The organism is Bradyrhizobium sp. (assembly GCF_049691595.1).
Lineage (GTDB): Bacteria > Pseudomonadota > Alphaproteobacteria > Rhizobiales > Xanthobacteraceae > Bradyrhizobium.
This window is the reverse complement of sequence record NZ_JBAVNZ010000272.1, coordinates 1-2,634: the sequence shown is the minus strand read 5'-3', so window position 1 is coordinate 2,634 and position 2,634 is coordinate 1. Positions and strand designations below refer to the sequence as shown.

Here is a 2,634-nt window from a genome sequence, read left to right as displayed (position 1 = left end):
GGTTACGACTCGCTCAACCGCACGCGCAAGAAACCGAAATTCTATCCCGGACAGGCCAGGCCGAAGCCGCCGCCCGGTCCCGGCAGCGCGCCGCCGCCACTTGCTGCAAACACGCGGCCGCGGTTATCCGTTCCGCCGTCCGAGTCCGCCAACAGGCCCCCGATCGCGCCGGCGATGGCCGGCACCGTCGCCGGCCAGCCCCCGCGCAAGCGTCTCAGAATCGACGACGATCCGTTCGGCGCGGTCGGCGATTACGCCGGCAGTTTCCTGATCAAGTCGGCGGTCGAACTCGGCGGCGGCCATGACACCAATCCGCGCCGCACTTTCGTCCCCGGCGGATCGCCGCTCGCAGTCATCGCGCCGGAATTGCTGGCAGTGTCCGACTGGCAGCGCCACGCGCTGGTCGCCGATCTGCGCGGCTCCTTCACCGGTTACGGCAATATTTTTCCGCCGCCGACCGACGGCACCATCTCGCCGGCGCCGGTCGATATCGATCGCCCGGATTTCACCGGCCATGTCGACGGCCGCCTCGACGTCAGCCGCGATACGCGCCTCACCGCGCAGGCGCGGCTGCGCGTCGCCACCGACAATCCCGGCAGCCCGAACATCCAGGCCGGCCTCGCCAGATATCCTGTTTACGCCACGCTCGGCGGCACCATCGGCTTCGACCAGAATTTCAACCGGCTGCGGATAGCCGGCGGAGCGACCATCGACCGCACCGATTACCAAAACTCGAAACTCACCGACGGCAGTTCGACCAGCAACGGCGACCGCAATCTTGTCCAATATGGCGGCGTCGGCCGCGTCAGCTACGACCTGACGCCAGGCGTCAAGCCATTCGTCGAAGCCGAGGCCGACAGCCGCGTGCACGACCAAAAGCTCGACCGCAACGGCTATGCCCGAGATTCCTCCGGCTTCCATGTCAAGGCCGGCACCAGCTTCGAATTCTCGCGGCTCTTGACCGGCGAAGTCTCGGCCGGCTACACCGCGCGTGACTATGTCGATCCGAGGCTGAATCGCCTGCAGGGCCTGCTGGTCGCCTCCTCGCTGACCTGGACCGCGACCCCGCTGACGACGGCAAAATTCTATTCCACGACCGCGATTACCGAGACCACGTTGCCCGGCGTCTCCGGCGTGCTGACGCACAGCTACACCGTCGAGGTCGATCACGATTTCCGCCGCTGGCTGACGGCGATCGGCAAATTCACCTGGGGCTCTCTCGACTACCAGGGCGCCAACCGCAGCGACAAAATCTATGCGCTGTCCGGCGATCTCATCTACAAGATGACCCGCAGCCTCTGGATCAAGGGCACGCTGCGGAGGGACTGGCTGGACTCCAATCTCGCCGGCAACAGCACCAACTCGACGGTGGTGATGCTCGGGGTGCGGCTGCAGAATTGATCCTCTCCCCCTCGTGGCCCATGAGGAGGAGGGATAAGACTACCGCGCCAGCGCCGTCGCCCCCGTCAAAAACTGGTCGATCGCGCGCGCGCACAGCCGGCCCTCGCGGATCGCCCATACCACCAGCGACTGGCCGCGGCGCATGTCGCCGGCGGAGAACACCTTTGGCAGCGAGGTCTTGTAGTCCGCGAGATTGGCGCGGACGTTGCCGCGCGGGTCGAGGTCGACGCCGAGCGTCTTCAACAGGCCCTCGTGCACCGGATGCACAAAACCCATCGCCAGCAGCACGAGCTGGGCGTCGAGCTCGAATTCGGTGCCGGCGATCGGCTTGAACTTTTCGTCGACCTGCACGCAGTGCATTTTTGTCACGCTGCCGCCGATGCCTGAAAATTTCTGCGTCAGCACCGCGTATTCGCGCCTGGCGCCTTCGGCCTGGCTCGACGAGGTCCGCATCTTCAACGGCCAGTTCGGCCAGGTCAGCCCCTTGTCCTCATGCTCGGGCGGCGCCGGCATGATCTCGAGTTGCGTCACGGATTTGGCGCCCTGCCGGAAACTTGTGCCGATGCAGTCCGAGCCGGTGTCGCCGCCGCCGATCACGACGACGTGCTTGTCCGCGGCGAGAATGTCGGCGGCATCGCCGAGCGGCTCAGAGGAGACGCGGCGGTTCTGCTGCGGTAAAAAATCCATCGCAAAATGGATGCCGGCGAGATCGCGTCCGGGGATCGGCAGGTCGCGCGGGGCTTCCGCGCCGCCGGTCAGCGCCAGCGCGTCATACTGCTGGTGCAGCTCGCGCGGATCGATCGAACCGTTGGCGCCGACATGGGCGCCGTAATGGAAGGTGACGCCTTCGGCCTCCATCTGCGCGATGCGGCGGTCGATGACGTGCTTTTCCATCTTGAAGTCGGGAATGCCGTAGCGCAATAGCCCGCCGGCCCTGGCGTATTTCTCGTAGACATGCACGTCGTGGCCGGCGCGCGCGAGCTGCTGCGCGCAGGCCAGGCCCGCCGGACCCGAGCCGATCACCGCGATCTTCTTGCCGGACTTGTTCGGGGCGATTTCCGGCGTCACCCAGCCATTGTCCCAGGCGCGGTCGACGATCGCGCATTCGATGGTCTTGATGGTGACCGGGTTGTCGTCGATGTTGAGCGTGCAGGAGGCCTCGCACGGCGCCGGGCAGATGCGGCCGGTGAATTCCGGGAAATTGTTGGTCGAGTGCAGATTGCGCGAGGCTTC

Annotated in this window: 2 protein-coding genes; one reads left to right on the top strand and one right to left on the bottom strand. The window is 65.9% G+C overall.

The window, feature by feature from the left end:
- Positions 1–1,401 (top strand): outer membrane beta-barrel protein (locus WCE35_RS12315; protein ID WP_424593619.1); only part of this gene is annotated, 1,401 nt, incomplete at its 5' end.
- 39 nt (positions 1,402–1,440) lie between these two features.
- Here the strand turns inward: WCE35_RS12315 and WCE35_RS12310 are convergent.
- Positions 1,441–2,634 (bottom strand): glutamate synthase subunit beta (locus tag WCE35_RS12310; protein ID WP_424593618.1); only part of this gene is annotated, 1,194 nt, incomplete at its 5' end.